Source organism: Erythrobacter colymbi (genome assembly GCF_002155685.1).
GTDB classification, from domain to species: Bacteria; Pseudomonadota; Alphaproteobacteria; order Sphingomonadales; family Sphingomonadaceae; genus Erythrobacter; species Erythrobacter colymbi.
Map to the genome: position 1 here is coordinate 9,065 of NZ_MUYK01000018.1, position 25,112 is coordinate 34,176.

The 25,112-nt window shown below is 64.1% G+C and carries 26 protein-coding genes; 22 read left to right on the forward strand and 4 right to left on the reverse strand.

Annotated elements, in window-relative coordinates; translation table 11 throughout:
- Positions 1–6: 6 nt before the first annotated feature.
- From cobN to cobJ, 5 genes are read left to right on the forward strand one after another with little or no spacing between them, the layout of a single operon-like run.
- Positions 7–3,285: a cobaltochelatase subunit CobN gene (gene cobN, locus BZF57_RS18150; RefSeq protein ID WP_039330627.1), complete on the forward strand. Its 3,279-nt coding sequence runs from the start codon at positions 7–9 to the stop codon at positions 3,283–3,285.
- The gene (locus BZF57_RS18155; RefSeq protein ID WP_039330629.1) at positions 3,282–4,409 is read left to right on the forward strand and encodes a cobalamin biosynthesis protein CobG; all 1,128 of its coding nucleotides are present in this window, start codon (positions 3,282–3,284) and stop codon (positions 4,407–4,409) included. Before cobN ends, BZF57_RS18155 begins: the two co-directional genes overlap by 4 nt.
- Positions 4,409–5,038 carry a precorrin-8X methylmutase gene (locus tag BZF57_RS18160; RefSeq protein WP_039330631.1) on the forward strand — a complete coding sequence of 210 codons (630 nt, stop codon included), beginning with the start codon at positions 4,409–4,411 and terminating at the stop codon, positions 5,036–5,038. The genes BZF57_RS18155 and BZF57_RS18160 overlap by 1 nt, the downstream gene beginning before the upstream one ends.
- On the forward strand, positions 5,035–5,772 hold the full coding sequence (cobI, locus tag BZF57_RS18165; protein WP_039330633.1) for a precorrin-2 C(20)-methyltransferase: 738 nt from the start codon (positions 5,035–5,037) through the stop codon (positions 5,770–5,772). Before BZF57_RS18160 ends, cobI begins: the two co-directional genes overlap by 4 nt.
- Entirely contained in the window at positions 5,769–6,545 is a 777-nt protein-coding gene (gene cobJ / locus BZF57_RS18170; RefSeq protein ID WP_073977682.1) for a precorrin-3B C(17)-methyltransferase, read from the forward strand. The genes cobI and cobJ overlap by 4 nt, the downstream gene beginning before the upstream one ends.
- Here the strand turns inward: cobJ and BZF57_RS18175 are convergent.
- Positions 6,509–7,270, reverse strand: a complete 762-nt coding sequence (locus tag BZF57_RS18175) for a cobalt-precorrin-6A reductase (protein ID WP_073977683.1) — start codon at positions 7,268–7,270, stop codon at positions 6,509–6,511. The two genes, cobJ and BZF57_RS18175, sit on opposite strands and share 37 nt — an antisense overlap.
- Here BZF57_RS18175 and BZF57_RS18180 point away from each other — a divergent pair.
- The 16 genes from BZF57_RS18180 to cobU are packed head-to-tail and all read left to right on the forward strand — an operon-like array spanning position 7,269 to position 20,295.
- A complete protein-coding gene (locus BZF57_RS18180; protein WP_073977684.1) occupies positions 7,269–8,477 on the forward strand; it encodes a bifunctional cobalt-precorrin-7 (C(5))-methyltransferase/cobalt-precorrin-6B (C(15))-methyltransferase in 1,209 nt (402 codons plus the stop codon). The genes BZF57_RS18175 and BZF57_RS18180 overlap by 2 nt on opposite strands.
- The gene (locus tag BZF57_RS18185) at positions 8,474–8,839 is read left to right on the forward strand and encodes a cobalamin biosynthesis protein (RefSeq protein WP_073977685.1); all 366 of its coding nucleotides are present in this window, start codon (positions 8,474–8,476) and stop codon (positions 8,837–8,839) included. The genes BZF57_RS18180 and BZF57_RS18185 overlap by 4 nt, the downstream gene beginning before the upstream one ends.
- Positions 8,836–9,621: a precorrin-4 C(11)-methyltransferase gene (gene cobM / locus BZF57_RS18190; RefSeq protein ID WP_073977686.1), complete on the forward strand. Its 786-nt coding sequence runs from the start codon at positions 8,836–8,838 to the stop codon at positions 9,619–9,621. Before BZF57_RS18185 ends, cobM begins: the two co-directional genes overlap by 4 nt.
- Entirely contained in the window at positions 9,618–10,931 is a 1,314-nt protein-coding gene (locus BZF57_RS18195) for a cobyrinic acid a,c-diamide synthase CobB (protein WP_073977687.1), read from the forward strand. Before cobM ends, BZF57_RS18195 begins: the two co-directional genes overlap by 4 nt.
- Positions 10,928–11,650 carry a uroporphyrinogen-III C-methyltransferase gene (gene cobA, locus BZF57_RS18200; protein ID WP_086740666.1) on the forward strand — a complete coding sequence of 241 codons (723 nt, stop codon included), beginning with the start codon at positions 10,928–10,930 and terminating at the stop codon, positions 11,648–11,650. Before BZF57_RS18195 ends, cobA begins: the two co-directional genes overlap by 4 nt.
- Complete coding sequence (gene cobF, locus BZF57_RS18205) at positions 11,647–12,411, forward strand: precorrin-6A synthase (deacetylating) (protein ID WP_039330650.1); 765 nt, start codon at positions 11,647–11,649, stop codon at positions 12,409–12,411. The genes cobA and cobF overlap by 4 nt, the downstream gene beginning before the upstream one ends.
- The gene (gene cobO, locus BZF57_RS18210) at positions 12,401–13,027 is read left to right on the forward strand and encodes a cob(I)yrinic acid a,c-diamide adenosyltransferase (RefSeq protein ID WP_039330652.1); all 627 of its coding nucleotides are present in this window, start codon (positions 12,401–12,403) and stop codon (positions 13,025–13,027) included. The genes cobF and cobO overlap by 11 nt, the downstream gene beginning before the upstream one ends.
- Positions 13,024–13,671, forward strand: coding sequence for a 5,6-dimethylbenzimidazole synthase (gene bluB / locus BZF57_RS18215; protein WP_081095568.1), 648 nt, complete (start codon positions 13,024–13,026; stop codon positions 13,669–13,671). The genes cobO and bluB overlap by 4 nt, the downstream gene beginning before the upstream one ends.
- A 25-nt stretch (positions 13,672–13,696) precedes the next feature.
- Positions 13,697–14,104 carry a DUF1636 domain-containing protein gene (locus BZF57_RS18220; RefSeq protein ID WP_039330657.1) on the forward strand — a complete coding sequence of 136 codons (408 nt, stop codon included), beginning with the start codon at positions 13,697–13,699 and terminating at the stop codon, positions 14,102–14,104.
- Complete coding sequence (gene cobT / locus BZF57_RS18225; RefSeq protein ID WP_039330659.1) at positions 14,101–15,117, forward strand: nicotinate-nucleotide--dimethylbenzimidazole phosphoribosyltransferase; 1,017 nt, start codon at positions 14,101–14,103, stop codon at positions 15,115–15,117. Before BZF57_RS18220 ends, cobT begins: the two co-directional genes overlap by 4 nt.
- Positions 15,114–15,683, forward strand: coding sequence for a histidine phosphatase family protein (locus BZF57_RS18230; protein WP_039330661.1), 570 nt, complete (start codon positions 15,114–15,116; stop codon positions 15,681–15,683). Before cobT ends, BZF57_RS18230 begins: the two co-directional genes overlap by 4 nt.
- Before the next feature lie 13 nt (positions 15,684–15,696).
- Positions 15,697–16,413, forward strand: a complete 717-nt coding sequence (gene cobS / locus BZF57_RS18235) for an adenosylcobinamide-GDP ribazoletransferase (RefSeq protein ID WP_039330663.1) — start codon at positions 15,697–15,699, stop codon at positions 16,411–16,413.
- Complete coding sequence (locus BZF57_RS18240) at positions 16,410–17,399, forward strand: threonine-phosphate decarboxylase (protein WP_039330665.1); 990 nt, start codon at positions 16,410–16,412, stop codon at positions 17,397–17,399. Before cobS ends, BZF57_RS18240 begins: the two co-directional genes overlap by 4 nt.
- Positions 17,392–18,345 (forward strand): adenosylcobinamide-phosphate synthase CbiB, encoded by a 954-nt coding sequence (cbiB, locus tag BZF57_RS18245; RefSeq protein ID WP_086740668.1) that lies wholly within the window; start codon positions 17,392–17,394, stop codon positions 18,343–18,345. The genes BZF57_RS18240 and cbiB overlap by 8 nt, the downstream gene beginning before the upstream one ends.
- Entirely contained in the window at positions 18,333–19,796 is a 1,464-nt protein-coding gene (locus BZF57_RS18250) for a cobyric acid synthase (RefSeq protein WP_086740670.1), read from the forward strand. Before cbiB ends, BZF57_RS18250 begins: the two co-directional genes overlap by 13 nt.
- On the forward strand, positions 19,789–20,295 hold the full coding sequence (cobU, locus tag BZF57_RS18255; protein WP_039330671.1) for a bifunctional adenosylcobinamide kinase/adenosylcobinamide-phosphate guanylyltransferase: 507 nt from the start codon (positions 19,789–19,791) through the stop codon (positions 20,293–20,295). The genes BZF57_RS18250 and cobU overlap by 8 nt, the downstream gene beginning before the upstream one ends.
- A gap of 359 nt (positions 20,296–20,654) precedes the next feature.
- On the opposite strand, the gene BZF57_RS18260 is transcribed toward cobU, so the two are convergent.
- Entirely contained in the window at positions 20,655–21,665 is a 1,011-nt protein-coding gene (locus BZF57_RS18260; RefSeq protein ID WP_230960947.1) for a site-specific integrase, read from the reverse strand.
- A gap of 193 nt (positions 21,666–21,858) precedes the next feature.
- Between BZF57_RS18260 and BZF57_RS18265 the strand changes: the two genes are divergently transcribed.
- A complete protein-coding gene (locus tag BZF57_RS18265; protein ID WP_086740672.1) occupies positions 21,859–22,806 on the forward strand; it encodes a MarR family transcriptional regulator in 948 nt (315 codons plus the stop codon).
- On the opposite strand, the gene BZF57_RS18270 is transcribed toward BZF57_RS18265, so the two are convergent.
- Together BZF57_RS18270 and BZF57_RS18275 are read right to left on the reverse strand one after the other, a co-directional pair.
- Positions 22,766–23,785 (reverse strand): ParB/RepB/Spo0J family partition protein, encoded by a 1,020-nt coding sequence (locus tag BZF57_RS18270; protein ID WP_039330674.1) that lies wholly within the window; start codon positions 23,783–23,785, stop codon positions 22,766–22,768. The genes BZF57_RS18265 and BZF57_RS18270 overlap by 41 nt on opposite strands.
- Before the next feature lie 48 nt (positions 23,786–23,833).
- Positions 23,834–25,036, reverse strand: coding sequence for an AAA family ATPase (locus BZF57_RS18275; RefSeq protein WP_039330676.1), 1,203 nt, complete (start codon positions 25,034–25,036; stop codon positions 23,834–23,836).
- Positions 25,037–25,112: the final 76 nt, after the last annotated feature.

Below are 25,112 nucleotides of genomic sequence, written 5' to 3' on the forward strand. Positions count from 1 at the left end.
TAGGCCGTGCACGTCATCTTTCGCGAAACGCATGGGATGGAGGAAACGGCCATCCCACAGGATCTGGGGCAGGAGCCTGCGGATCTTGTCGTCCTGTCCTTCTCGGACAGCGATCTTGGTGCGTTCGCGGAAGGCTGGCGCCAGGCGCAAGCGGCGGATCCGGCATTTCCTTCGTTGCGGCTCGCCAATCTTGCCGCGCTGATCCACCCTTTGTCGGTCGACACCTATATCGAAAAGACATTGGCCGGGGCAAAGGCCGTGCTGATCCGGCTGATCGGCGGCACGCCCTATTGGAGCTACGGCCTTCAACAGGTCGAGACCCTCGCCCGATCGCGCGGGATTGCGCTTGCTGTCCTGCCTGCCGATGGTCGGCCGGATTGGCACCTCGACAGTGTCTCCACGCTTCCTGCCGCCACGCTGGCCAAGCTTTGCCAGTTGTGTGACGAGGGCGGCGCGGCAGCGGCGCGCGCGGCCCTGGCCGCTCTCGCGCACGCCGCAGGGCTTGGCGTCAGCACTGTGACGCAATGCACGGCTTTGCCGGCAACTGGCGGATGGCACCCCTCCTGCGGGATCATCGATCCTGCCAGCTTCAGGCCCAATGCGGATCGGCCGCTGATCCTGATCGTCTTCTACCGTGCGTACCTCGCCGCACACGACCTGCACCCGATCGCCGCGCTTCATTCCGCGCTTGAACAACGCGGCTTTGACGCGCTCTCGATCTTCGTCCCCTCGCTCAAGCCCCCTGAGGTCAGGGCACAGGTGGATCGCTGGGTGCGTTCGCTGGCGCCTGCAGCCATCGTCAATGCCACGGCTTTTTCAGCGCGGGGCGAGGATGGCGGAACGCCGCTCGACGGGGGGGGCGTTCCGGTCTTCCAGATCGCGCTTGCCACCGCACCGCGCGCAGGATGGGCGCGCACATCGCGTGGCCTCTCGCCGGCTGACCTTGCCATGCATGTCGTACTCCCCGAGATTGACGGGCGCATCTTTGCAGGCGTGTCGAGCTTCAAGGAAGCGGGCGAACGCGATCCGGCACTCGGCTTCGCTCCCTATTCGCACCGCGGCGATGACAACCGGATCGCAGCGGTCGCCGACCGCGTGGCGCGCTGGATCGGGCTGGCCCGCAAGCCGGCATGCGAACGCCGCGTCGCCCTGATCCTGTCGACCTACCCCGGCAAGGCCTACCAGATGGCGCACGCCGTGGGTCTTGACGCGCTGGCCTCAGTCGATGCGATTGTCGCCGATCTGGCAGAGGCCGGGTACAAGGTCAGCCGCCCCACCGATCTTGCCAGGCAGCTGGCGACCGAGCATCTGGTCTGGCCTTTGAATGCCTATCGCACTGCCATGTCCGCCCTGCCCGAGACGCTGCGGCAGGACCTTGCCTCGGCATGGGGAGAGCCGGAAGACGATCCGCTGGCTGTCGATGGGGCATTTCGCTTCCCGGCGCTCACGCTCGGCCAGGTGCTGGTGGCGCTTCAGCCCGAGCGGGGCGAGCCTATCAGTCGCGATGCAGACTATCACGACCTCTCGCGCTGCCCGCGGCACGCCTATGTCGCCTTCTACCTGTGGCTGGGCCAGCAGGGTACGGATGCGCTGGTCCATGTTGGCGCGCATGGTACGCTGGAATGGCTGCCGGGGAAGGCTGTAGCGCTGTCTGACGCTTGCTGGCCCGAAGCGCTGACACAAGCGATGCCGGTCATCTATCCCTTCATCGTCAACGATCCGGGCGAGGCAGCGCAGGCCAAGCGCCGCATCGGTGCTGTCACCATCGGCCATGTGCCGCCGCCGCTCGTCCCGACCGGAAGCGGCGCCGGGCTGGGCCGGATCGAGGCTTTGCTGGACGAATTCTCCAATGCCGACGGGCTGGACCCTGCCCGCCGGGACCGTCTGCAGAAATCCATCCGCGAGGAAGCTGCCGCGCTGGGGCTGGAGGCAGAGCTCGGCCTTGATACCGCCACCACTCTGGTCGAAGCGATCACCCGGATCGATCGCTTCGTCTGCGATGTGAAAGCCAGCCAGTTCGGTGACGGTCTCCACGTTTTCGGCCGCGGTGAACAGGGCGCGGCAGAGCGGAACGGGCTTCTGGCTGGGCTGGACGGCCGATGGATCGCTCCCGGACCATCTGGCTCGCCCCATCGCGGACGAACCGATGTGCTGCCGACGGGACGCAACCTCTACACGATCGATCCGCGCGCAGTACCTTCGCGCGCAGCGCATGCACAGGGCGTCGTGCTCGCCGAGGAGCTGCTCCGCCGCCATCTGCAGGATCACGGCGACTACCCGCGTGGCCTTGTGGTGGATCTGTGGGGTTCGGCCACCATGCGCACGGCTGGTGAAGAGTTTGCGATGGCGCTGCACCTTCTGGGGGCAAAGCCGATGTGGGACATGGCTTCAGAGCGCGTGACGGGGGTTGAGATTCTCCCACTCGCCATGCTCGACCGCCCTCGCCTCGATGTAACGCTGCGCGTTTCGGGCCTGTTTCGTGATGCCTTTCCCACCCTGCCCGCCTTGTTCGGTCAGGCCGTCCGGGCGCTGTGCACCAGGGACGAACCCGCCGACTGGAACCCTTTCGTTGCCTTGGCCCCAGCGCCGCGCGTCTATGGTCCGCGTCCGGGCCGGTATGGACTCGGGATCGGAGACGCGGCCGAAACCTATACCGATGATGCCCGGCGTGCGGCGGGCGAAGCATGGCTGGCAGCCTCCGACCACGCGCTGGATAGCGTTTCCGATTCCAGCACGGGAAGCGAGGCTGACCCCGATGGCATCCGTCTGCGAGTGGCCAGCGCGGACGCCTTCGTCCACCTGCAGGACCTGCCTGAAACCGACCTCTTGCTGGCCGCGGACTATGCCGGGCACGAGGCAGGCTTTGCCGCAGCCCAGGCGATTGTCGGAGGCAAGGCCGCACTCTATCATCTCGACAATCGGGACCCGAACAACCCGGCGGCCCGCACGCTGACCGAAGAAATTGCCCGCGTGGTCCGTGCCCGAGCCGCCAATCCAGGCTGGATCGCAGGAATGATGCGCCACGGCTTTCGTGGGGGCGCGGAACTGGCCGCGACGCTGGACCATCTTGGCGCTTTCGCACATCTTTCCGGCAGCGTGCCGCCGCAGCTGATCGACCTTTATCACGAGGCAACGCTCGGCCAGTCCGAAGTTCGCGCCTTCCTCGAACGCGAAAATCCCGATGCACTGGCGGCGATGGAAGCGCGCTTTGCCGCGCTGCATGCCGCGGGCCTCTGGCGCACCCGGCGAAATTCCATCCTGGCCAGCCTGCGGGAGGCACCATGACCGGATTTGCCGTCAAGGGCTGGTGCCCGGACGCATGGCACCCGATGATATCCGGCGACGGCCTACTGGTGCGGGTCAAACCCCGGCTCGGGCGGCTGACACGGGAGCAGGCGCTGGCCCTTTGCGATGCGGCCGCCACCTGCGGCAGCGGGCTGATCGACCTGACGCGGCGCGCCAATCTGCAGATTCGCGGCGTTGCCCAAGATCGCTGGCCCTTGCTGATCCAAAGGCTGATTGCGCTGGAATTAGTGCAGCCCGAGCCTGCACTCGAAGCGCGGCGCAACGTCCTTGTCGCGCCCGACTGGCAGGAGAACGACGACACCCACCGCATCGCCAACGCCCTGCTGGCCCGGATAGGCGAATGGCCCGATCTTCCCGGCAAGGTCGGGTTCGTCATCGATGCCGGCCCTGCCGCTGTGCTGACCGGCGCATCCGGCGATTTCCGTGTCGAACGCGGCACGGACGGCAGCCTCATCCTTCGCGCCGATGGTTGCCTCACCGGATCAAGCCTGTCTCCAGGCACGGAAGCGGACGCCCTGATCGCTCTCGCTCACTGGTTCGCCGCGAGCGGCGCCGCCGCAGCCGGGCGCATGGCCCGTTGGGATGCGGAACTTCCCGCATGGGCAAAAGGTGCGATCGCGCCTGCAATGGCTGAACCGGGCCATGTGCTTGGCACCGGACATCATCCATCGATCGCGCTGGCGTTCGGGCTGATAGAGGCTTCGGAGCTCGCCATCCTGCTCGAATCCGGTTCTGCTTCTGGACTGCGAACAACACCGTGGCGGCGGCTGTTGATCGAGGGGGCGGCGGCTGCCCGGACCCACCCGTCCACCGGCGCTAAACCTGATCCGCTGCCCCATGTGGAAGCCTGCCCGGGCGCACCATTGTGCGCACAGGCGACGGTTGAAACCCGTGCGCTTGCGCGCCGACTTGCGCCCTATGTCTCGGGACGGCTGCACGTTTCGGGTTGTGCCAAAGGCTGCGCCTGCTCGCAGGTGGCCGATGTCACGCTGACCGGACGCAACGGCAGGTTCGATCTGGTCCTTGCTGGCAAAGCCGGATCGCCTCCGTCCCGCTCCGGCTTGAGCGCCAGCGAAATCCTCGCGCATTTTGGAGCCGTCTGATGCCCCATGTCTATGAAACCGACGGGGCAGCGATCTATCGCCAGTCGTTTGCCACGATCCGCGCCGAAGCCGATCTCTCCCCTTTCGCGCCAGGCGAAGAGCAGGTGGCAGTGCGGATGATCCATGCGGCCGGGATGGTCGGACTTGCAGCGCATATCCGGTTCTCGTCGGGATTTGCCGATGCGGCACGCGCTGCGCTGGCCGGCGGCGCGCCGATACTGTGCGATGCGCGGATGGTGTCTGAAGGGATCACCCGCGCCCGGCTTCCCGGGAGCAACGCAATCATCTGCACGCTGCAAGATCCTGCGGTGCCTGACCTTGCACGCAAGATCGGCAACACCCGATCCGCTGCCGCGCTGGAACTGTGGCGGCCCATTCTGGCGGGTGCGGTCGTGGCGATCGGCAATGCACCAACCGCGCTGTTTCATCTGCTGAACATGCTGGAAGACCCCGCCTGCCCACGCCCTGCGGCGATCATCGGCTGTCCGGTGGGCTTCGTGGGAGCAGCTGAATCCAAGGCTGCCCTCTGGGCCGCTCCTCCTGCACCCTGCTGCGTCGTCGAGGGCCGCCTTGGCGGCAGTGCCATCACCGTGGCGGCCATCAACGCGCTGGCGAGTACGGCCGAATGAACGCCGGCACGAACATCGGCACCATTCACGGTGTCGGGCTTGGTCCGGGTGCGGCAGACCTGCTGAGCGTGCGCGCCGACCGGCTTGTACGCACGGCGCACCACGTCGCCTATTTCCGCAAGGCTGGGCGGCCCGGCCAGGCAAGGCGCATCGTGGAAGGGATGCTCCGCGCTGACGTGATCGAGTTTCCGATGGAATATCCGGTAACCACCGAAATCCCGGTATCCGATCCTCGCTACAATGCCTGCCTGTCGGCGTTCTACACGCACTGTTCGGAGCGGCTTGCAGCGATTTCGCAGCAGGGTGAGGACGTCGTCGTGCTGTGTGAGGGCGACCCGTTCTTCTACGGCTCCTTCATGCACCTCCATGCCCGCCTTTCAGGCCGCATACCGGTGGAAGTCGTCCCTGGCATCACGGGCATGTCTGGCGCCTGGACCGCGACGGACCTGCCGATCACCTGGGGCGATGATGTGATGACCGTGGTCATGGCCACGCTGCCGGAAGCCGAGCTTGCCCGCCGGATCCGCGAGACTGACGCGCTGGTGGTGATGAAGATCGGTCGGAACCTGCCCAAGCTTCGCCGCGCCGTGGCAGCCGCCGGGCGCATGGATGCGGCATGGCTGGTCGAACACGCAGCGATGCCCGGACAGCGCGTCACCATGCTGGCCGAGGCTGAGGCGGTGACCCCCTATTTCTCGATCCTGCTGATCCATGGTCAGGGGCGGCGACCATGAACGGGGAAAAGGACAAGGGTTGGCTAGCAATCGCCGGTCTGGGACCAGGAGACGAGGCACTCGTCACACCCGAAGTCACCGCCGCGCTGGCCGGGGCTACGGACGTGATCGGGTACATTCCCTATGTCGCCCGGATAGCTGCACGCGAAGGCCTGACGCTTCACCCCTCGGACAACCGGGTGGAGCTCGACCGCGCCGCTCTGGCGCTCGATCTTGCGGCGCAGGGCCGCAGGGTCGTTGTCGTATCGTCAGGTGATCCGGGGGTGTTCGCGATGGCCTCGGCGGTATTCGAAGCGCTTGAGGCAGGTCCTTCCCGCTGGCGGACGCTGGATATCAGGGTGCTGCCAGGCATCACCGCCATGCTGGCCGCCAGTGCACGGGCCGGGGCACCGCTGGGTCACGATTTTTGCGCGATCAATCTTTCCGACAACCTGAAACCCTGGGCCATGATCGAAAAGCGACTGCGGCTGGCCGTGCAGGCGGACTTTGCCGTGGCGCTTTACAACCCCCGCTCGAAGGCGCGCCCAGAAGGCTTCGCTCGTGCGCTGGCCGTATTAAGAGAAGTGTGCGGCGATGATCGCCCGATGCTGTTTGCCCGCGCCGTCACAACGCCGGAGGAAGATCTGCGCATCGTGCCGCTGGGCAAGGCGCACGATGAAATGGCCGACATGCGCACCACGGTGATCGTGGGATCAAGCCGGACACGGATCATCGAACGTGCGGCAGGCCCAATCCTCTATACGCCCCGGTCCGTTGCGGAAATGGCCTCATGACCAAGCCATTCCAGCACATCTTCTGCGCGACAAACCTCGATCCGGTCACCGATCACCGGGCGGTCGATCATCACGACCGGAAGCTTGAGCTGGCGCGCAGCGACAAGCTTTGCCTCGGCGCCCGTGCCACCGGCGTTCTTGCACACAACAAGGTCGATCATGTGAGACTGCATCAGCAGCCGATCACCTTCAGCCGTAAACGGCCCGCGATCGATGACAAGGTCGTGGGAGGGCAAGCCTGGGGGCGCAGCCGGAGGGTCAACAAAGCGCAGCAGGTAGTGATGCTGCGGCTGTGCGGCAAAGGCTTCCACATGCATTCGGCCCAGCGCAAGCAGGATGCGGCGCGGCGTGCCCGCCAGTTTGGCCACCGCATCGGCAATGTCTCTCACGCATGTCCAGCGATCGCCCGGCCCGGCCTCCCATGCGGGTCTGGTCAGGGCGATATGGGCAATCCCGGCAATCCGCGCAGCCTCTATGGCATGTTCGCTCATAGTCGCGGCAAAGGGATGCGTCGCATCGACCAGATGCGTGATGCGATGGTCTTGGAGATAGGCCACAAGCCCCGCCACCCCACCAAAGCCGCCGACGCGGATCGGCACCGGCTGTGGCCGCGGGTTGTCGGTCCTGCCCGCGTAGCTGAGCGTCGTCGCAATCTGCGCTGCCGCAAGCAGGCGCGCCAGTGCGCTCGCTTCGGTTGTCCCGCCAAGCAGGAGAACATTCGGCATGGCTGACATGGACCCTCGCGCATGGTTGACGATCATCGGCATCGGTGAAGACGGCGTGGACGGCCTTTGCTCAGCGGGCCGGGCCGCGCTGGCCAGGGCCGAACTGGTCATGGGATCGGCGCGCCATCTTGCGCTGCTTCCCGCGCTTAGCTGCGCGGTCTTCGAATGGCCAGTTCCCTTTGCCGACGGCATAGCCGAACTGCTGGCGCATCGCGGGCGGCGCGTGGTCATGCTGTCATCGGGCGATCCGTTCTGGTTCGGCGCAGGCGCAAGCCTTGCGCGCCATCTCGGTCCGGCGGAATGGGTTGCGCATCCCGCGCCATCGACCTTCAGCCTTGCAGCCGCCCGGCTGGGCTGGCCGATCCAGGAAACGGCCTGCCTCGGCCTGCACGCAGCGCCGCTGGAACGCTTGCGCCCCCATATTGCGCACGGCCAGCGCGCAATCGTCCTGCTGCGCGATGGCGATGCCGTTGCAGCGGTGGCGCAATATCTGACCAGCAAGGGCTTCGGCCCATCGACGCTTCATGTGATGGAAGCGCTGGGCGGCCCCCGTGAACGCCTCCGCGTGACGACCGCGCAAGCCCTGCCGTTCGCAGACATTGCCCATCCCGTTGCCGTGGGTATCGCGTTCGCCGGTTCAGGCAATGTCTTGCCCGCCACATCCGGCAGACCGGATGCGTGGTTCGATCACGACGGGCAGATCACCAAGGCCCCGGTGCGCGCCCTGACCCTCTCGGCCCTCGCCCCGCGTGCCGGTGAATGGCTCTGGGATATCGGCACGGGTTCTGGGTCAATCGCGATCGAATGGCTGCTGGCTCATCCCGCCAACCGGGCGACCGCGTTTGAAGCCGATCCGGTACGGGCCGGCCGCGCCCGCGCAAACGCCACGGTTCTGGGTGTAGACCGGTTGGATGTGATCAATGCCCGGATGCCCGAAGGCCTGCCGGAAGGCCCCCATCCGCATGCCGTGTTCATCGGTGGCGGCTTGTCCGACCCGCTGCTCGATGCCCTCTGGGCCCGGCTGCCTGATGGAACGCGGCTGGTGGCCAACGCCGTGAGCCTTGAATCGGAAGCCGCTGTTACCCGTTGGCATGGCGCAAAGGGCGGCAGTCTGCTGCGCATCGAACTGGCCGATGCCGTGCCCCTTGGCCAGCGGCATGGCTGGAAGGGGCGCTATCCCGTGGTGCAGTGGAGCGTCACGCTATGATCGTGGCTGGCTTCGGCTTTCGGCGCGGCGCAGACCTCGCTTCGCTGCGGGCGGCGCTGGAACTGGCGCAGGACGGGCTGCCCCCTATAACCCATTTGGCGACCGCCATCGACAAGACGTCTGCGTTGGTACCGCTTGCAGAGGCACTGGGACTGCCGATGACCGGCATCCCATCGGCGTCCCTGTCCACCACGCCTACGCCCACCAGCTCTTCCGCCAGCCTGAAGGCACGCGCGACCGGCAGTGTCGCAGAAGCCTGCGCGCTGGTCGCCGCTGGTCCGGGCGCCCGCCTGTTGCGCACGCGCCACATCTCGCCCGATCGCATGGCCAGCTGCGCCATTGCCGAAGGAACACAGCCATGACCGTCCACTTCATCGGCGCCGGCCCCGGCGCACCCGATCTTCTGACCCTGCGCGGGCGCGACCTGATCGCCGCCAGCCCGGTCTGCCTCTATGCCGGTTCGCTGGTTCCCGTGGCGGTACTCGCTCACTGTCCGCCCGGTGCCCGCATCGTCAACACCGCGCCCATGACGCTGGACGAGATCATCGCCGAGATCGCGGAGGCTGACGCCGCAGGGTTTGATGTTGCCCGCCTCCATTCGGGCGACCTGTCCGTCTGGTCGGCGATGGGAGAACAATTGCGCCGCCTGCGCGCACTGGACATTCCGTTTACGGTCACGCCGGGTGTCCCCGCCTTCGCGGCGGCAGCGGCGGCTCTGGAAGCCGAACTGACCTTGCCCGAGCTCGGCCAGTCGCTGGTACTCACGCGCACGCCAGGGCGGGCCAGCGCGATGCCGCAGAGCGAGAGCCTCGCCAATTTCGCTGTGACGGGCGCGACTCTGGCTATCCATCTATCGATCCACAACCTCGCGCGGGTCGTGGCCGATCTTGCTCCCGCCTATGGCGCGGATTGCCCCGTTGCGGTCGTCTGGCGCGCCAGCTGGCCCGACCAGCGGATCGTCCGGGCCACCCTCGAGACCGTCGAAACAGCCGTCGCCGGCAGCATGGAACGAACCGCGCTGATCCTTGTCGGACGGGTGCTGGGGGCGGAGGACTTCGCACCAAGCAGCCTCTACGCCCACGGCTACGACCGGCGCTTCCGCCCACAGGATGCGAGCTCCCGCTTTGCAGGAGCCGGGGAATGAGCGTTTCAGGCCTGATGATCGCCGCTCCAGCATCGGGAACGGGCAAGACTACGGTCATGCTGGGTCTGCTGCGAGCGCTGGTCGAAGACGGCGCGGTGGTCCAGCCCTTCAAGAGCGGTCCCGACTATATCGATCCCGCTTTTCACCGCGCCGCCTGCGGCCGTGCGTCGTTCAACCTCGATACCTGGGCCATGAATGGCAGCCTGATCGCTGCAATCGCGGGAGAGGCCGTTGGCGCGGACATGGTGCTTGCCGAGGCTTCGATGGGCCTGTTCGATGGTGTCGCGAGCCGGGGTGCCGTCGGCAATGGCGCCAGTGCGGACATTGCAAGGACAATGGGCTGGCCGGTTGTGCTGGTGCTGGACGTGTCCGGACAAGCCCAATCCGCCGCTGCAACGGCGCTCGGTTTCAAGCATCTGGATGACACGCTGCCGTTTGCAGGCGTGATCCTGAACCGGGTGGCCAGTCCCCGCCATGAACGGCTAGTGCGCCGGGGGATGGAAGCGATAGGCATGCCTGTGCTGGGTGCCCTGCCCCGGCGCGGCGATCTCACCCTGCCAGAACGCCATCTCGGTCTGGTCCAGGCTGTCGAGCATCCCGATCTCGAGCGGGCGATATCGGACTATGCCGCATTTCTGCGTGCAAATGTCGATCTGAATGCCATCCGCCATGCCGCCAGCAGCAACAGCGCCCCGCCTCCGGCCCCCGGCCGACTGCCGCTTCCCCCTGCCCAGCGGATTGCCATCGCCCGCGATCCCGCCTTTTCCTTCGTCTATCCCCATGTGCTCGAAGGTTGGCGGCGGGCTGGCGCGGAGATCATGCCCTTCTCGCCATTGGCAAACGAGGCCCCTGCCCGCGATGCCGATCTTGTCTGGCTGCCTGGCGGCTATCCGGAACTGCACGCAGGGACCATCGCTGCAGCGTCGAACTTCCTGAACGGCCTGCGTCACCACGCCGAGACCCGCCCGGTGCACGGCGAATGCGGCGGCTATATGGTTCTGGGCGAGGGCTTGGTGGACAAGTCGGGAGAGCGGCATCACATGGCCGGCCTGCTGGGCCTTGTTACCAGCTATGCACAGCGCCGTATGCATCTCGGCTATCGCCAGGCCGAACTGCTGGCACCAATAGCCGGACTGGCCAAAGGCATAAGGCTGCGCGGCCACGAGTTCCACTACTCGACGATCCTCGAGCAGACAGACACAGCGCTGGCATGCGTAACCGATGCAGATGGCGTCGCGGTTGCCGAAACAGGCTCGTATCGCGGCCGCGTGACCGGAACCTTCTTCCACATGATCGCGAACGCATCGTGAAGGGGTTCGTATCCTTTGTGGGTGCGGGCCCTGGCGATCCCGAGCTGCTGACCCTGAAAGCCGTTTCTCGTCTTGAGACGGCGCAGGTGGTGCTGTTTGATGATCTGGCTGCGGGACCAATCCTGGTCCGCGCGCGCGATGACGCTGAACTGGTAGCGGTAGGCAAGCGCGCCGGGCGGCCATCTCCAAGTCAGGCCGAAGTCAGCCGTCTTCTGGTGGACCATGCCCTGGCCGGCAAACATGTCATCCGGCTCAAATCGGGAGATGCCGGCCTGTTCGGCCGGCTCGAAGAAGAAATCGAGGCGCTTCGCCATGCGCGAATCGCGTTCGAGATCATTCCTGGCGTCAGCTCGGCGACCGCCGCAGCGGCAGCTGCCGCGATACCACTGACACGACGCGAGCACGCTAGACGCGTCCAGTTCGTAACCGGACATGGCAAGACTGGCACTTTACCAGAAGACCTCAATCTATCAGCGCTTGCCGACCCTTGTGCCACAACGGTCGTCTTCATGCCGAAGCGCACATTTCCGGCGCTTGCTGCGCAGCTTGTCGCGGCAGGACTTGCGGACGATACTGCAGCCTTGTTGGCAGAAAACATTAGCCGACCGGACCAAAGACTTACCAGAAGCACTATTGCCGGACTTGCTCGGTCACTTGCCGACGGCGGATCGGATGCAACCGCACTGGTGATCTACGGCCCCATGATGGAGGAGGCATGATCCACCTCCATCTGATCGGCATAGGCACCGGGAATCCCGACCACCTGACGCGTGCTGCAATACGCACAATCAACGCGGTCGATCTCATTCTGCTGCCCCGCAAAGGCGATGCCAAATCAGATCTCCTGGACCTGCGCCACTCCATCTGTGGCGCCGCATTGGCCTCACCGGTCCGCATGGCCGAGTTCGACATGCCCGTTCGCCGACAGGATGGCGACTACACGCAGGCCGTCGACGATTGGCACGATGCGATTGCAGCGATTTGGGCAGAGCAGATAGCAGTTCACCTTCCTGATGGTGGGCGGGTCGCGCTGCTCGTGTGGGGCGATCCGTCGCTTTACGACAGCACACTGCGTATTGCCGATCGGCTCCGGACGGCTGGGGTCGACCTAACTGTTCGCGTCGAACCCGGTATCACCAGCATTCAGGCTCTTACGGCTGCTCACGCCATCCCGCTGAACGCCTTGGCCGAACCTGTCACGATCACCACCGGCCGCAGGTTGCGCCGGGAAGGCTGGCCGCTGGGAGTGCACACGATCGTCGTCATGCTCGATTCCGGCTGCGCCTTCGAAGTCCTCGATCCTGCTGGCATCACGATCTGGTGGGGTGCCTATCTGGGCATGTCGCAAGAAGCACTGGTGCATGGGCCACTTGCCGATTCTGCGCCGCAGATTGCCGCGCGCCGCGCGGAACTGCGCGCTCGCCACGGCTGGATCATGGATGTCTACCTGATGCGAAAGGAACGAGCCGATGCCTGCTGACCGCGAAGAAGAAGCTGCAAGCGCAGATGCGCGCCATGCCGAGAAAATGCGCAAGATCCAGGCTGCGCGTAGCACCATGATGGCCACCAAGACCCGCGAGCAGGGGCTGCTGATCGTTCACACTGGCACGGGCAAGGGCAAGACAAGCGCTGCACTCGGTATGGTCGTGCGCGCAATAGGACATGGCATGAAGGTCGGGGTCGTCCAGTTCGTCAAGGGCGCGATGGCGACAGGCGAAAAGACGGTGTTCGACGCTTTCCCGGAAAATGTCGAGTTCAAGCCGATGGGTGAAGGTTTCACCTGGGATACGCAAGACCGGACACGCGATATCGCTTCGGCACGTACTGCCTGGGATGAAGTCTGCCGCATGATCGCCGATCCGGCTTACCAGATGGTGGTAGCCGACGAACTCAACATCGTCCTTCGGTATGACTACCTGCCCTTGGATGAGGTTCTTAAGGCGTTTGCCGCGAAACCCGAGATGAAACATGTCATCGTCACCGGACGCAATGCGCCCGATGCACTGATCGAGGCGGCCGATCTCGTCACCGAGATGACCATGATCAAGCACCCTTTCCGCTCGGGCGTGAAGGCGCAGGCAGGGATCGAGTTCTGAGCGATCTGCCGCCCCAGTTCGATGCCGAGTTCGCGGCTCGATTTGCGCAGCTGCTGCGCTGGCGACGCGATGTGCGGCACTTCGAAGCCCGTGCTGTCGCGGAAGAGGAGATGTGTGCGCTGCTGGAGTGTGCCTCCCTCGCGCCTTCGGTCGGGAATGCGCAGCCCTGGCGGTTCGTGCGCGTGCGTTCATCCACCCTTCGTCAGGCGCTGGCCGACCATGTCGATGCACAGAACGCACAAGCAGCGCAGCAATATGCCTGCCAAGCCCGGCAGGAACTGTATCGTTCGCTCAAGCTGCATGGCCTTCGCGAAGCCCCGGAACTGATCGTGGTGTTCTGTGATGAGCAGCCCAAAGCAGGCCATGGACTTGGCATTGTCAGTATGCCGGAGATGTTGCGCTATTCATGCGTGCTGGCGATCCACACACTCTGGCTGGCGGCAAGGCTCCGCGGCATTGGCGTCGGATGGGTATCGATCCTCGAGCCCGGTGTCATCCGCGCCTTGCTGGACGTACCCGCCGACTGGTCGCTGATTGCACTGCTGTGCTTCGGATACCCCCAGGACCCGTCCCAGACACCCGAATTGGAGCGGCGGGGCTGGCAAGCCCGGGAACCTGTGACCAACCGAGTGTTCGACCGATGACCCCCAATCTATGGAGCAAGAAATTATGTTGATCCCCGTCGAGGACGGCCCTGCCGTAGTAGCATGCAACACCTGCCGACACAGCAGCACCGCAAAGGAGGATGACGCCGGTGTGCGTGGTGGCGCGCGTATGGTCGAGGCCCTGCGCGCCGTGCAGGCACGCGATGAACGCTATTCCGGTATCGCGGTGCAGGAAATGCCCTGCTTGTTCGCCTGCAGCGAATTCTGCACGGTCCATCTTCGTGCGCCAGGCAAAGTCGGGTATGTTCTGGGCCGCTTCACTCCCGATGAAGATGCCGCCGCTGCCATCCTCGATTATGCCGTCCATTATGCGCAAAGCGAACATGGCCGGGTTCCGTTCAAGGACTGGCCGCAGGGCGTCAAAGGCCACTTCATCACCCGCACACCGCCGCCGGGCTTTGTCGCGCAATGAGCACGTTTTCTTCCGTCGATGCCTTTGATGCTGCCATTGCCGATATGCCTGCGCCAGATGAAACAGCAATGGCCAGCGCGCGCAACCGGCAGTCGCAACTGACCAAGCCGCCAGGATCCCTGGGACGGCTGGAAGAGATCGCGATCTTCATGGCCGGTTGGCAAGGCCACGAAAGACCCCGGCTGGAACGGGGGCGTGCAGTCGTGTTTGCGGGCAATCATGGCGTCACGGCACGGGGCGTGAGCGCCTTTCCTCCCGAAGTCACCCACCAGATGGTGGCCAATTTTGAAGCAGGTGGCGCTGCCATCAACGCGCTGTGTGCCGCTGCCGGGCTCGATCTTCAGGTGCTGGCGCTGGAGCTTGACCGGCCAACCGCCGATTTCACCTCAGCCCCGGCCATGACCGAAAGCGAATGCCTTGCCGCGCTGTCTTCCGGGGCCGCCATGGTCGAAGCCGGCCTTGATCTCCTTGTCCCTGGCGAGATGGGCATCGGCAACACCACGGCCGCTGCAGCCCTCTGTGCAAAGGCGCTGGGAGGCGGTGCAGGCGAATGGGTCGGCCCGGGAACGGGGCTCGATCCGGCGGGCGTGGCGCGCAAGATCGGTGTAATCGAAGCGGCACTCGTCTTCCATCAGGTTGCACCGTCAACGCCTTTCGAAACCCTGCGGCGTCTGGGCGGGAGGGAAATAGCCGCAATGGCAGGTGCAATTGTCCGTGCAAGGCAACTTCGGGTGCCGGTGCTCCTGGATGGCTTCATCTGCTGCGCTGCCATCGCGCCGATCTTTGCCGCCGAACCTGCAATTGTCGACCATTGCCTGGCAGGGCATTGTTCGGCCGAACCTGGTCACAAACGGTTGCTCGAGCGGTTCGGTCTCGCACCGCTCCTCACTCTGGGCATGCGCCTGGGCGAAGGGAGCGGCGCTGCGGTCGCGGCCCAGATCGTGCGTTCAGCTCTCGCCGCACACAACCAGATGGCCACTTTTGCCGAAGCTGGCGTGGCTGCTGGCGTATGAGCGAGTTTTTCCTGCACCTCATGCGGCATGGCGAGCCCATCCACCCCGGTCTGCTTCTCGGAAGGACCGATGCGCCTACGACGCCCGAGGGCGTCGCATCATGCGTGGCACAGGTCGAGGAACTGTCGTTCCAGTCGATTGTATGTTCCGATCTCCAGCGCTCGGCAGAGGCAGCAAGAGCTATCGCCGATCCAAGAGGGCTGCACCCGATCCTCGACTCACGGTGGCGCGAACTGGACTTCGGCGACTGGGACGGTCTGGCACCCGCTAAGGTCGACAGTGCCGCGATCAGCGCGTTCTGGGACGACCCGGACGCCAATCCGCCACCCGGTGGTGAGCGCTGGTCTGCTCTGGTTTCGCGCGTGGAAGCGGCCTTGGCCGCAATCCCGCCGCAAGACACGCTGGTCGTAACGCATGGCGGAGCAATCCGGGCTGCGCTGGCCAGCCTGTTCGGCTTCGGACAGCGGCAGGTCTGGGCGTTTGACCTTCCCTATGCCGCGCTGATCAGCCTGCGGGTCTGGCCGGGAACGCCGCGCTCAGCCCAGATCGCGGGCCTTTGGACATGAAGCGCCCGATCGCATGAAAGGCTTCCTCATCGCACTCCAGTTCCTCACCCGTTTGCCGACACCCCGGCTCACGGTTTCTGCCGAGGAATTCGCCCAGTCCATGCGCTGGTTTCCAGCTGCTGGGCTGGTGATTGGCCTTATCGTTGCCGGGGCCGCCTGGGTTGGAGCAAGGACCGATCCCTGGACCGGAGCCCTTGCCGCCTTGATCGCCTGGGTTCTCGTCACCGGAGCCCTTCACCTGGACGGTCTGGGAGATATGGCCGATGCCAGCGGCGCGGCCCACAAGGACCGCGAGCGGCTCCTGGCCGTCCTGGCAGATCCGCATGTCGGCAGCTTCGGCGTAACGGCCATCACCATGCAACTGCTGACCAAGCTCGTGCTGCTGCATGGCATGATCGAGCACAGCCAGTTTCTGGCACTGATCTGGGTGCCGGTCGCCGCGCGCATCGCGCCGCTGGCATGGACCTTGTTGCTATCGCCGTTGCACGATGGCCTTGGTGCGCGCTTTCGGGGCGCGATCAGGCCGATCGATCTGGCGCTGTGGGCCGCAGTACTTCTCGCCACCACGGTGGCGTTTCCTGCATTGCTCATTGCGGTTCCTGCTGCGGCACTATGGGGCCTGTGGATCAAGCGCGCTATTGGCGGCATCTCGGGCGATGGACACGGCGCCGGAATTGAACTGATCGAGGCGGCGCTGCTGCTGGCGCTTGTCGTGATGGCGGCCGCATGACCCGCGATCGCTGGACATGGCACGGCGGCGGCCTCTCTGCGGCCCGCGCGCATTTCGGCGACGATGCGCGTGGTTGGATCGATTTTTCCACCGGGATCAATCCGCATGTCTGGCACGGTGCAGGGGCGGTGGAGATCGATTGGCGTGCCCTGCCAGACGAAATGGCCCTGCGCGCGCTGGAGCAAGCGGCCGCCGCCAGCTTCGGGTGTCATGCCGATCATGTCTGCGCGGTGCCAGGCACCGAAGTTGGCCTTCGCCTCGCCGGCAGGGTGCTGGGCGATGACGTCTGCCACGCCGTTCCATCCTATCGCACCCACGGCGAGATGGCGGCCTCCAGCCATCCCGTAACGCTTGGCAATCTGGCGCTGGCCGATGGATCAAGCCTGATCCTTGCCAACCCCAACAACCCGGATGGCGTCCTGCTTTCTCGGGAAGCCTTGAGCGATCTTCTGGTGCGGCGTGGTCGGAAAGGGTGGCTGGTAATCGACGAAGCCTTTGCAGACTGCCACCCCGACCACAGTTTCGCCGACCAAGTTGATGATCGGCACAGACTCCTGATCTTTCGGTCCTTCGGGAAATTCTTTGGCCTCGCCGGATTGCGGCTCGGTTTTGTGCTGGGCCCTCGTCCGATCCTGGCGAGTCTGCGTAAGCAGCTAGGTGCCTGGCCGGTCTCGGCGGCTGCGATCGCCATCGGCACCCGCGCCTATCAGGATATCGCCTGGCAGGACGCGATGCGGGAGCGCCTCATCGCCGAGGCCACCAGCTTCGATCAGCGCTTGGCCTCGTTCGGTTTGTTGGCAAGCGGCGCATGCCCACTCTTCCGGCTGATAACGACGCCGGACGCGTCACACCTGTTTGAACGTCTTGCCCGGGCTGCGATCCTCAGCCGCCCCTTCGCCGATAAACCGGATTGGTTACGCTTTGGCCTGCCCGCCAACGACGAGGCGATGGAGCGTCTCTGTGCCGTGCTCGAAGACCATGGCTGAACCGTTCGCGCTCATGGCCCTGGTGCTGGATGCTGCCATTGGCTGGCCTGGCGCGCTGTATCGCCGTGTCGGACATCCGGTCGGCCTGTTTGCCCGGATCATCAATGCCTGCGAAGGCGCATGGAACCGGCCAACTCACTCAGACGGCATACGCAAGACGCTCGGCGTCATGACCGTTCTGATACTGCTGGTGCTGACAATCGGGGCTGGACTTGGCCTTACCGCGCTCGCCCGGCACCTGCTGGGCTCATGCTGGTGGCTTGGTGCCGCAGCACTGGCCTGGCCCGCTCTGGCCCAACGCAGCCTCTACGATCATGTTCTTCCCATCGCAGTCGCACTGGAGCAGAATGATCTCGAAAGTGCGCGCCATGCCGTCTCCATGATCGTCGGGCGTGATACCGACACCCTTGATCGCGCGGGTGTGGCACGAGCTGCAATCGAAAGTCTGGCCGAAAGCTTTTGCGACGGCATCGCCGCGCCGCTGTTCTGGCTGGTTATCGGCGGCCTGCCCGGCGTCTGGGCCTACAAGGCGATCAATACGGCAGACAGCCTGATCGGCCATAAGGAAGCGCGCTGGCGCGCCTTTGGGTGGGCTGCGGCGCGCACGGACGATGTGATGAACCTGCTGCCGGCTCGGCTTGGCGGCGCCGTGGTATGTCTTGCCGGCGGCGGAGGGTGGGCCACGCTGTGGCGCGATCACCGCCGCCACGCCTCACCCAATGCAGGCTGGACCGAGGCGGCCATGGCGGGCGCGCTAGATCTCGCGCTCGCGGGACCAGTGTCCTACGATGGTGTGACCCATGCCAAGGACTGGATCGGCAGCGGGCGGCGCGATGCTGGCGCTGCTGACGTCAGGCGCGCTTTGCGCATTTATGTCCGCGCCTGCCTGTTGCTCTGGGCCATCGTGGCCGCTCTCACCTGGAAGGATATCGTATGGGCGCTCTGATGTTGCAGGGCACGGGTTCCGATGTCGGGAAATCGGTGCTGGTTGCCGGGCTGTGCCGCGCCCTTGCCAATCGCGGGCTGAGCGTTCGCCCGTTCAAGCCCCAGAACATGTCGAACAATGCTGCGGTTACCGTCGATGGCGGCGAGATCGGCCGCGCCCAGGCTTTGCAGGCTCTAGCATGCCGGGTCGAACCGCACACCGACATGAACCCGGTACTGCTCAAGCCTCAGGCCGACCACACATCGCAATTGGTCGTTCACGGCAAGGTCCGCGGCACGCTGGGCGGTGGCAATTTCCGGCACAAGCGTGGCGAACTGCTGCCCGAGGTCATGGAAAGCTGGCACCGGCTGCAGGCGCAGTGCGATGTCGTCGTGGTTGAAGGCGCCGGCTCGCCGGCGGAGATCAACCTGCGGGCAGGCGACATCGCCAACATGGGCTTTGCCCGTGCTGCCGGTGTGCCAGTCGTGCTGGTCGGCGATATCGATCGCGGCGGCGTCATTGCTGCGCTCGTTGGCACGAGGGCGGTATTGGACCCGGACGACGCGGAGATGATCCGGGGTTTTCTCATCAACAAGTTTCGCGGCGATCCGGCGCTCTTTGCCGACGGTTATCGGCAGATCGAGGCGCTTTCGGGCTGGCGAGGCTATGGCGTGGTGCCCTGGCTGCGCGCCACTGCCCATTTGCCAAGCGAAGATGCGGTCGTGCTTGAACGAACCGCACGCGAAACCGCCGGTCGCCTGAAAATCGCCTGCCCGATCATCCCCCGGATCGCCAATTTTGACGATCTCGATCCGATCAAAGCGGAAAGCTCGGTCGAACTGGTCATGGTACCGCCAGGCCAGCCCATCCCCGGTGATTGTGCGCTGATCGTCCTGCCCGGATCAAAAGCCACGATCGCTGATATGAAGGCGATGCGCGAACAAGGCTGGGACATTGATATCCTTGCGCATCATCGGCGCGGTGGAAAGGTCCTGGGCATCTGCGGCGGCTATCAGATGCTCGGCCGCCGCATCGCCGATCCGGAAGGGATCGAGGGACCACCTGAAGATATCCCCGGTCTGGGTCTGCTGGATGTCGAAACGGTCCTGACCGGAGATAAGGCGCTGCGCCAGGTTGCAGGCACTGCGCTCGATCAAGCCTTCACCGGCTTTGAAATGCACATGGGCGTGACCAGCGGTCCCGATTGCCGTCACCCCTTTGCGCTGCTCGGCGAAGGGCGGCCCGACGGCGCAACCAGTGCAGACAGGCAAGTCACGGGCACTTACGTCCACGGAGCATTTGCCAGCACGGCGCTGCGTTCAGCTCTGCTCGGCATGCTCGGCGCGCAGTCGGACGGGATCGACCATGATGCGAAGGTGGATGACGCGCTCAATGCGATCGCGGCTGAGCTTGAACATCATCTCGATGTGGATGGTTTGTTGAAACTCGCAATGGGGAAAGACGATGCGTAGCCTGTTCGTGATTGGCGGAGCGCGCTCGGGCAAGAGCCGCTATGCACAGGCCAGAGCCGAGGCGACCGGCCTGTCGCCAGTCTTCATCGCTACGGCTCAAGCTTTCGACGAGGAAATGCGCAACCGTATCGTTCGGCACCAGGCGGATCGCGGCGTGGAATGGGAAACGGTCGAGGCCCCCCTTAAACTTGCGGAAGCGATCGAGTTGCATGCCTCACCCGACCGGGTCTTGCTGGTGGACTGCCTCACGCTATGGGTGACCAATCTCCTGATCGGCGATCACGATATCCCGGCGGCAGTCCGCACACTCATTGAGACCATCACGGTTGCGCAAGGGACCCTCATACTCGTCAGCAATGAGGTCGGATTGGGCATCGTCCCGGAAAACCAGTTGGCGCGCCGGTTTCGGGATGAGGCCGGGTTTCTTCATCAACGTGTCGCGGCTTGCGCGAACGAGGTGCAGTTGCTGTGCGCTGGCTTGAATTTGCAGTTCAAATGAAAATGTCCCATTGTATTAATGGCATATTTGGAATTCAAATTGCGCGAGAGCCGGCCAGAAAGACCGCCAGAAGCTGGATCATGGCGCTGCCCATGGCGATGGTTGGCTGCCCGGTTTGGAAGGCGTTCATAACGTTGATGCGGCTTGTCGGGACATCTTTTTCCGCGACGAGAGTGCCTATCTGGTGGCGGAAAACTCTAGACCCAAGCGGTTCAAAGTTGGGTAGCAGTGCAACTTGGCGTCGGACTCTGCTCAAAATCGGTTACATTTCAGACCACCGTCACGGTGTATGTGCGCGCGGTAAGTGTCGCGGTGGCTCCCTTGGTCCTTGGGGCACCGCGTTTCAGCCTGAACCTAGGCTAGAGAAAGCTCTTGCCAGCGTGGTTCTCAAACAAAGCCGCATCTCGGACATAGCCAAGCAGCACCTCCACCTTTTTCTGTCGCGAGACCTCCTGCATTTTTGGCAGTGAAGCACCAGCCTTCGCAGCTTCGGTCAGGAATCCCGATCGAAGCGAGTGCGCCCCGACCGCAGCCGGATCGAGACCGACCTTCTCGGCGTAGCGCTGGATCAGGCGAGCAACCGAGCGATCTGACATGGGCTCCTTCGTCATCAAGCCCTGAGCATCGGTTCGATAGAAAAGGGGCCCCGCCTCCCCTCCCCTGACGCTCAGCCATTCGTTGAGGCGGGGACCGGGCTTGAGCACCTTGCCCGACGGAACTGCGATGACCTGCCCCTCCCCCTCCTGGTCGGTCTTCGAGTGCCGGATCGTCAGCTTGAGCCCTTCGCGCACGAGCTCGAGATCGGCGAGCTGCAGAGCGACCAGCTCCGAGCGCCGAAGTGCTGCTGCAAGGCCCAGCGCCATGACCGCACGGTCACGGATTGCCCTCGGGCTCGATCCTTCTGCAGCCGCAATCATCCGCGCCAGATCGGCCGCCAGAATGGCGCTCTTCTTGCGTGTCGGCCGTGCGCGCTGCTCGCGCCGAATGCCGGCGAGCGTATCGGCGATGACATCGCGGGGATCACGGTGCTGCGGCGCCACGTGCCCCGCCTGCCTGTGGTGCCAGGCAATGGCAGCAAGGTGCCGCCCGATCGTACTGTCCGCCCTCCCCGCTTGAGCCAGTGACGCCAGCCAGGTTGCAACCACCTCGGGCATCGCGGGCATGGGCTCAAGGTCGCGCGTCCAGCACCATTCTTCGAACTGCCGCCAGTCGCTGTCATAGGCGCGGACGGTGTTCGCGGCCTTGGATCGCGCCCTGTAGGAACGGGCGGCCTCGATTTCGGCGGCGAGCTGCGGAGGGATTGCCTGTCCGAGCGAGACGAGGCCCTCATCGATCGGCACCTCAACGATCAGCCCGGTGCCGTCAGCCAAAGCGCCTCTCCTTCATGCTCGATCGCGCCGCTGGTTTCTTCGGCGTTCTGCCCTTGGGAGAGCGGCGGCGTCGCAGCGGATTTGAGGCACTCTATATAGATTGTCGTGTTGTCCGTGAAGGGCGCTTATCGGACAGCAAATCAACCGTACAAGCTGGGTATACTTTTTTGGCCGTTCATATACTATTTGCCCGATGGCGCCTTACCCTCCCCCTTGGCAACTGACCCTTGCGCGGATCGAAGGCGCCCTCCCCTTCATCTCGCCGGAGCTCGCCGAGTGTCTGGCGATGGCCTCATTGCGGCGTCTTTGGCGCGTGCATGTTCGAGACTATCCCTTTGATAATCTAGGAATCGCACACAACCCGGGCATTAATGCGAGCGAACTTGTCCGATCATGGTGCTCGGAGGAGCGGCGGCAATTTCTGTCGTGGATCGGCCGACGTGCGTCCCCTGTCCTCGCCAAGGCTGCCAGGCAGGTGCTGGCAGCCAAATGCCAGACCGAAGGCTTCACCGAGGCCTACACACCCGCAGACAATGCGCTCGCGCGGCTCGACGCTCTGCTCCCCAGCAGGGATCCCGACGGCACGCTGATCGAGTGGCTTGAGGAACTGCGAACCGAGGAATTCGACTTTTTCGAAGGCGGCAGCGAAATGGTCCAGGTCGGCGGGTTCGCAATCACGCGTTCGGCGCCGCGTGGCGCGGCCTGGGCTGCCTCATTGGCTGCGGCCATCAGGCCCCACCTTTTTGGGTTGGGCTCGGCCCCGCTGGCGCTTGCAGGCATCATGCCGCGGGCCTTGTTCCGCGAATTCCACGAAGAACCCCTGCCCGCCCTTCTCCGTTCAGCGCTTCAGACGGCCACTGACAATGCCGCGGCCGATTTGCGGGTGATGCGAGAGGCTGTCACTTTGGCCGACAAGCAGCTGGCCGGTCGGCTGTATGCCTCCTCAACCGCTCCGCAGGCGTGGCGCATGATCGTCAGCCTTGGTCCCCTTACCAGAGCGGAGCTTGCCAGATGCCTAGGCGTGACAAAGCGAACCGCTTCGCAATCGGTGTCCTCATTGCAGGAGGCAGGCATGGTGCGCTTGCGCGAGACCGATAGTGCTATTGTACCGGCCAATGCTGATCTAGTACCGCGCGAATAGCCTCTTCGGCTTCCTGCCGCGTCGCACCACCCTTGTTCAGCAAGGTAATGCGGACACCCTTGCGATCAGCACCCTCAATCCGAAGTACAGGCTGGCCAACCGCATTCGCGACGGTCTCGGCCTTTCCTGACTTCTTGGGGGTTCCTGACTTCTTGGGGGGATCAGCCGCGAGTGAAAGCGCCTTGATCACCTCGAGGACTGATGGCGAATGGTTCGTCCGTTCCCGTTCTGCGGCAAGCCGCGCTGCCTCCCGGAAGGCCCTCTCCTTCCGATCTTCTGGCTTCATGAGCGCCTTGAGTGCGATCGCATTGCGAATTCCGAGCTCATGCGGATTAGCAAAGGCTCTGGTCAACTCCTCGGGCAGGCGGGCCAGATCGAGATAGCGTGTGAGCCAGCTTTCGGACACTTTGAGCCGTTCGGCCATCGTCTTCTGACGACCCTCGTAGTAGGCCGACAATGCCCGGAGATAGTCCTTCGCGCGCTCGAAATCGGTTAGGTCGTCCCGTGCGCGGTTCTCGAGATCTGCGAGCCTGAAAGCCTCCTCATCGCCAATCTCGCGCACGTCGACGAGGAACTTGAAGTCTGGGTAGTTGTGCGTCCGCAGCCAGCTGACCGACCAGTGTCGCCTCGCCCCGCAGATGACCTCGAAATCATAGCCATCTTCGCCCGACAGGCGACGGACAATAGCCGGGATCTCTTGCCGCCCTTGGGCCTTGATGCTCTCGATCAAGTCTGCGCAGCGTTCCTCATTGAGGAGCGCGTAGTCGCGATTGTGGCCAGCCCACATCCGGCACCTTGCTGGATCAACGAGCTCATGCGTGCGCGAGACAATCGCACCGGAAGCGAGATCGGCCAAACGGTTTGATCGCCCGGTAAGCACATTCGACGCGATGCTCGATCGACGCGGCGCGGCGGAATCCTCGGTCAGATCGATCCCGGCTGCCAAGTCGGCGGCAAAACCGCTGTTCTTCCTACTCATGCAAGCCTCCCATTAGCAGAATTGCACGCGTGCAATTTTCCCAGCGGCTCATACCAAGGCCTCCTGCCGGAGGCGCTTTTGATGGCTTGGCCACATCGATCGAATGTCGACTTCGATTTCTGAGTTCACGCCATCAAGATAATTAAGGCAGCGATTGCGTACCGCCGAGCTCGTAGCAGGCCCGTCGAGTTCATAAACTGTCATTAGCCGCGCAGTCGCATTGTCGATCTCGGCAGAGTCCTTGAGCGGCGTTCGAACCATGGCGTGGCCAAACAGCGTCCGCATCAACTGCAGAAGCTCCTTCTGCATCGACTTGTTCTCATCGACCTTTGAGGCAACGAAGCGCAGAAACGTTAGTTCTGGGGCAAGACCTCGGTCGGCCAGCTGCTCAATCGTCTCATCAAGCATTGAGAGGAATGCCGCAGTCGACGAGAAGTCCATCACGGTCGGAGGAACCGGAACCACCAACGCATTCGCAGCTCGCAACACGGACAAAGAGATAGCCCCGAGGGCGGGCGGTGGGTCCATGACGATGACATCGAACCGATCCGAGATGCTCTCAATCCCTTCCTTGAGGCGGTCAAGTAAGGCTCCGTTCCCCTGCGCCATTCTGGCGGCCAGTTCGTACTCGGAATTAAACAGGCGAAGATTGGCAGGGATCAGCTCAAGGCCGTCGAAATGGGTCTTGCGGAGGGCGTAGTCGAGCGATGACCGCTCACCCTCACGAAGGAATGGGTAGAGGGTATCGTCCTCTGTCAGATCGAGATCTGGCACATAGCCAAACAGCGTCGTCGCAGAGGCCTGGCTGTCGCAGTCGATCAATGCAACACGATAGCCCTTGATCGCGAGATATTGCGCCAGGTGAACAGACAGCGTCGATTTGCCGACGCCGCCTTTGAAATTCTGAACCGCAACCACGCAACACGGATCGGTCGGAGCACGATACGGCCTGGTGCCGAACACGCCGCGCATGTCGTTAAGCTGGGCAAGAGTGTACCTCTCGCGTCGATTGCTATCTGTCCTCGCCGGCTCGGGCAGCCTTCCATCTTTCTCGGCGTCACGGATAGCCGCCGGCGTCCGCCCGACGAGCTCTGCCGCCTTCCCGATCGTAAAGGTAGGCTCGCGGCGCGCATCTGCCCGAGCGCTTCGTGCGGAGTCGCGCAGCTTTTCGAGCACCGACGATGTTCGACTGGCGAGCGTTGCAACCGAGACTAAACGCTCGGCTTCTTCGATCTGAAGTCCGTTAGACACATGCCGTCCTTTCGCAATTGAGGGTATGCTACACCCACTTGCGCTTTTCGGTCAAGAAATTCGGAAATTTCGAAAG